Origin of the sequence: Gluconacetobacter entanii (assembly GCF_003206495.1) — a bacterium.
In the GTDB taxonomy this organism is placed as follows: Bacteria; Pseudomonadota; Alphaproteobacteria; order Acetobacterales; family Acetobacteraceae; genus Novacetimonas; species Novacetimonas entanii.
The window spans coordinates 1-5,110 of the sequence record NZ_NKUF01000086.1 but is presented as its reverse complement, the minus strand read 5'-3'; the positions used below and the strand labels follow the sequence as shown (position 1 = coordinate 5,110).

The following is a 5,110-nucleotide window of genomic DNA, read 5'->3' as shown; positions in this document are numbered from 1 at the left end:
AATCCCGTCTGCTTCATGATCCATACTCCAATCAACGCAAGGAAAATGGAATCACAGAGCAGACCTCAATACCAGAGGGTTTTTCGAACCCTCCATCTGAACAACTGCTCATCAGGACAGGGCGTCCATAGTTTGTGTTGTCTCTGCCGGGCATCCGGTGACCGACCTGAAAAACGCGAGAAATATCTGATCGCGAGGAAAGGCCCCGGCCACGCTACCCTGCACAATCAGACCTGACCAGAGAGCGTAGAGCCCGATGGCGACCTGCCGGACCGGGAGTATAAGATGCAATCCATATAAATGGGTCAGTTCTTCAAGGAGAGCTGAGAACACGGCGTGGCAGGCCGACTTGCAATCATTGTAGCGGGCCGCGAACTGGCTATCCCGCTGGGCATGAAGTTGTAATTCGATCGAAAGCAGGGACCACTGTGGCTGCCCCGCCAGTTCAGCAAGGCGCACCGACAGCTGCGCAAGGGTCAGATTCAGGTCGGCCCCGCGCGCTCCCGAGACGAGTGTACGAAGCACCATGGCTTCTTCCTCGATATGCGCACGCATGATCTCTAGAAGCAGGTCATCCTTGGTTTTGAAATTCGAGTAGAACGCACCCTGAGAATGACCCGCCATGTCACAGATACGCCGAATGGATGCTGCCGCAACGCCCTCGGTCGCGATTGCAACATTGGCTGCCGTGATCAGACGATGACGGGTTTGTTCCTGTGTCTCTTTTCTCGTCAGTCGCATAAGCCCGCACGTAATTTAACGTTGAGTCCGAATATATGTGTCAGGATCACCAGAAGATATCCTGGCCATGGGTGTCGCCAGGATATCAGACTATTGTCCTCCCGCTACGGAGACCTACCTTTATGTTCGTTTCCACCCCAGATTAGCGCGAAATTTTTCCAGCCAGTCTGTTACTTTGTGCAGGGCCTCACTCCCCTTTCCAAACAAGCCGGACAGATCGTTTCCAAAATCATCGCCATCTGCCTCTTCTTTCTTCGGTAGAGGTGGCAGAATATGAGAGAAATAGGTTTTATCAAGAAGGCGGTGCAACAACCGCTCACCAGGGAATGGTTCCCCATTATTGATCGCTCTGGCCGCTTTGAATATTGTCCGGATATCATACTGCGTCGGACTGATATCCGGAACCTGTTTTGGTAGTTTAAGCAACGTATAGACCGCGATACGCGCCGTACGGACCGAGCTTTCCATTGTAAAAATAATGTCGTTGCTGGTCTCTACGAACTGACCAAGCAGACCAAGGTTCGTGCAGCCCTCGGGAACGACATGCGGCCGGTCTCCAGCAGCGCGCGGCATGAACTGTGCTGTAATATAAGGCATCAACGCCAGACGAACCTTCGTGTTCAGCGCAATGGCGTCCAGTTGCTCCACTATTCCGAGATGGTAGCAGAGTTCAGACAGAATTTCCCGACCGGTACAGGCGGGCATCGGCTTCTTCACATAATTGCCTTCCTTGTCCATCAGAAGAGCATAGACCCAGATCACCAGCACATCATCAGGCTGGGTCGGAAAATGTGGCTGACGATTGCAGGTGAAACTGAGCACCCAGTTTGAGTCGGTGAAGGTGATGACACCGCCCGTTACGGTCTTGCCCGAATAGGGATCGTTGACCGAGAGCTCCTTCAGTTTATCGACAAAAGGTGACGGCCGACAGGTCAGTGTCGCGGACTCCCACATTGAGCCTTTGACATCACCATAGAACTTATCCGGCCGACCAAAGACAGGAGATTTCCGGGCCAGATTGCGCCACAGCGTCCAGTCGCTCTCTTCCCCGGGCTCATGAAGGCCACGTTCCAGAACTGGCACCGTGTCCATGTCACCATAGGCCGTGCCTTCCGTCATGGAGCCGGTCAGGGCAAAAACCAGATCATTCGGATGAACAGGTATGGTGGTTTCCTGTCCATCGACCATGGCCCGCAGTCCGGTTACGGTCTTTTCGTCCCCGCGTATCTGAAGATCGACATCATGAACGCGCGTGTTGAACTGGATCTTCACGCCCTTGTCCTGCAACAGACGTGCCAGGGGGACGACGAAGCTGTCATACTGATTGTATTTCGGGAAAACGAGCGTCGACATGTCCGCCATCCCGTCGATCGCATCCAGGAAGCGATGCATGTACAGTTTCATTTCCAGCAGGCTCTGCCAGTTCTCGAAAGCGAACATCGATCGCCACAGGTACCAGAAATTCGTCTCGAAGAAGCTTTCGCTGAAATACGCCTCTATCGTGATGTCATCGAGGTCTTCCTTGCGCCTGAGCAAGAGGCGGATCAGTTCCCACTGATGCGATTTGCTGAGGCCCAGAGTCGCGAAATCACGAATTTTCCCCTGTTGGTGCATGAGGCGGGATTTGGAGTAATTGGGGTCATTATCGTTGACCTGCCGATATTCATCGAGAACACTAAAGCCCGCAGGGAGTTCAAGGGCTGGAACATCCTGGAACAGATCCCAGAAATTGTCGTAGTTCCAGTTCATCTCCCGGCCGCCGCGAACGATATAGCCCTCTTCGGCGTTACCCGCGCCGTCCAGTGACCCGCCGGCAATGTCCATCGTGTCGAGGATGGTGATGTCTTCACCTTTCATCCTGCCATCACGGATCATGTAGAATGCGGCGGCAAGCCCGGCAATGCCGCTGCCAATGATCCATGCCTTGCGGCCATCCACCGCCTCAACCGGCACAGGATGATTGCGCATATATGGCCCCATCATGTCAGGTGGAGGCAACGTGTCCTGCGGTCCCTTACGCCAATAGGTCGCCGTTGCATCGGTTTCGACAGTGAAGGCTCTGGTCGGGCTTTCTGAGCCTGAGGATACATTATCACTCATGACAATCCCTTTATTCTGGCACGACAGTCGGTCATCGCACTATCCGCACGGATGACGATATCATCTGATATTCAGATATCAAATGATATTCCGTTTCGATGCAATTTCCATACAGGTAACAGATTAAGGCAGGGCCAGATTTTCCCTTAGTCACAGACGGTCCATCCATGTTTCAGAAGCTGAAAACCCTGGACACCAACGCAGCCTGTCAATCAGTTTCCCCGGCCAACTCGCGACCGCCTGTGGCTTCAACCAGATCATTCAGCACAGTCTGAACGGCTAGAGACCGATACCTCTGACGACTTGTTACAATCCAGGCATCCGCCTGTTCGGGCGGATAGTCAGGCAGAATTTTGCATAATATCCCCTGCTTCAGGTCATTCGCGATCATGAAGTCCGGCAACATGGCAATGCCATGACCAAGACGCGCCAACTGGTGCGCCACCAGCATGTTTCCGGCCGCGATGTTCCATCGCATGACGCACTCCCACCCACCGTCGAAACGCCAGGTATCCAGGCCGGCACTGGTCACGATCGCGTTATGCGCTGCAAGATCCAATGGCGAGAGTGGGGTTCCCGCCTGCGCAAGATAGGCAGGTGAGGCCACAAGAAGCCGCCGGACCATACACAGCCTTCGGGCAATAAGGTCACTGTCGCCCAGATTCCCCATGCGGACGGCAAGATCCACGCTCTCTCCTATAATGTTGATACGGCGCTCTGTCAGTTGCAGATCAACCTTCAGGTCCGGATAATCGGCCGTCAGCCTGACCAGATGCGGGGCAATCAGATACTGTCCAAGCGCCGCCGTTGTCGTGAGGGAAACACGCCCGGCAACCAGTTGATCCCGCTCGGCAATCGCCCTTGCGGCATTACCCGCAGCCAGAATGGAAGGCTGTGCCATTTCATAGATGCGCCGCCCTTCGTCCGTCAGGGAGAGCGCTCGCGTGGACCGCCGGAACAACGATGTGCGCAACAGCAGTTCCAGATCAGCAAGGCGTCGGCTTACGGTAGATTTTGGCAGCCCCAACGCTTCTGCGGCGGCCGTAAAGCTTCCCGCTTCCGCAATTGTGACGAGAAGGGCCAGATCGTCCAGAGAAGGTTTCATTGTCCTGAAAATGGGATATTATCTTTCCAAAATCAAACCTTACCGGAACAGCCGCGCAGAATTACGATGACAGCACCCTTACTGAAGGAGGTTCCGTCATGATCGCGTTTTCTTCCGTTTATACACCAACCCAGGCCCGTCACGGCGGCGTCTTCTCGGCCCGTCAGTATCCCCGTCAGGCCTTCGGCAACATGATCGATCCGGTCCTCAATATTGACTGGTTCGAGATGAATGGGCCGACTTTTCCGCCCCACCCGCATGCCGGGTTCTCTGCCGTGACTTATGTTTTTGCGGACTCACCCAACGGTTTCATCAATCGGGACAGCATGGGTGATGTCATGGACATCCGTCCTGGCGGCCTGCACTGGAGCCGCGCGTCCAGCGGCATGATGCATGAAGAAGTGCCCATGCCTGGCGGCGGCCCAGCCCGAGGCCTGCAGATCTTCATCAACCTCCCGGCTGCAAACCAGCGTGATGAAGCAGCAGCTTTCTCTGTTCCTCCAGAACTGGTGGAAACCCGCTCAGGCCCGGGATGGAAGAGCCGGATTGCCGTCAACGGCACCACATTGGGCAAGACGGAACACGCCCTTCCCTCCTCTGTCCGGGTCGAAGAAATCACGCTCGACGGAGCGGCCAGACATTCCATTGAGGTGCCCGCCGGCTGGGGCGGCATCCTGGTCGTTATCGAAGGCAGGTGCGTCCTCGGTGAAACACCGCTGTCCGAGACACAGGCCATTGGCTTTGCGAGCAGTACGGAGAGCAGCTTCCAGGTCGAAACCTCTGCTGGCCCGGCCCGTCTTGTCGTGATCAGCGGCGCGCAGCTCAAACAGCCAGTGGTTGCGCATGGCCCACTCATGCTCGCCGATACAACGCTGTTACAGGAATCGTATCACCGCGTCAGTGGATTGCATCTGTAACACCAGCATCGTCTTTCATCTTGACCGAAACAGGAACATCGCCATGACAACATCTCGTATCCGCAACCGTTTCACGGCTGAAAACTCAGCCCTGCTCCTTATCGACCATCAGGTGGAGGGTTCGAAAAACCCGCTGGTTTTGAAACCAGCTCTGTGATTCCATTTTCCTTGCGTTGATTGGAGTATGGATCATGAAGCAGACGGGATTTTTTGACGTTGAAGAGCGGCTTGCCCGCTTGAGCGGGCT

At 55.1% G+C, this 5,110-nt stretch carries 4 protein-coding genes; 1 reads left to right on the top strand and 3 read right to left on the bottom strand.

What is annotated here, in order from left to right:
• Nucleotides 1-111: 111 nt before the first annotated feature.
• From CFR72_RS16170 to CFR72_RS16160, 3 genes are all read right to left on the bottom strand, one after another.
• Nucleotides 112-741: a TetR/AcrR family transcriptional regulator gene (locus CFR72_RS16170; RefSeq protein ID WP_010512257.1), complete on the bottom strand. Its 630-nt coding sequence runs from the start codon at nt 739-741 to the stop codon at nt 112-114.
• Between the two features lie 120 nt (nt 742-861).
• On the bottom strand, nt 862-2,841 hold the full coding sequence (locus CFR72_RS16165; RefSeq protein ID WP_014106954.1) for an oleate hydratase: 1,980 nt from the start codon (nt 2,839-2,841) through the stop codon (nt 862-864).
• Between the two features lie 208 nt (nt 2,842-3,049).
• Nucleotides 3,050-3,946 carry a LysR family transcriptional regulator gene (locus tag CFR72_RS16160; protein ID WP_110914762.1) on the bottom strand — a complete coding sequence of 299 codons (897 nt, stop codon included), beginning with the start codon at nt 3,944-3,946 and terminating at the stop codon, nt 3,050-3,052.
• A gap of 98 nt (nt 3,947-4,044) precedes the next feature.
• Between CFR72_RS16160 and CFR72_RS16155 the strand changes: the two genes are divergently transcribed.
• Entirely contained in the window at nt 4,045-4,863 is an 819-nt protein-coding gene (locus CFR72_RS16155) for a pirin family protein (protein ID WP_014106956.1), read from the top strand.
• Nucleotides 4,864-5,110: the final 247 nt, after the last annotated feature.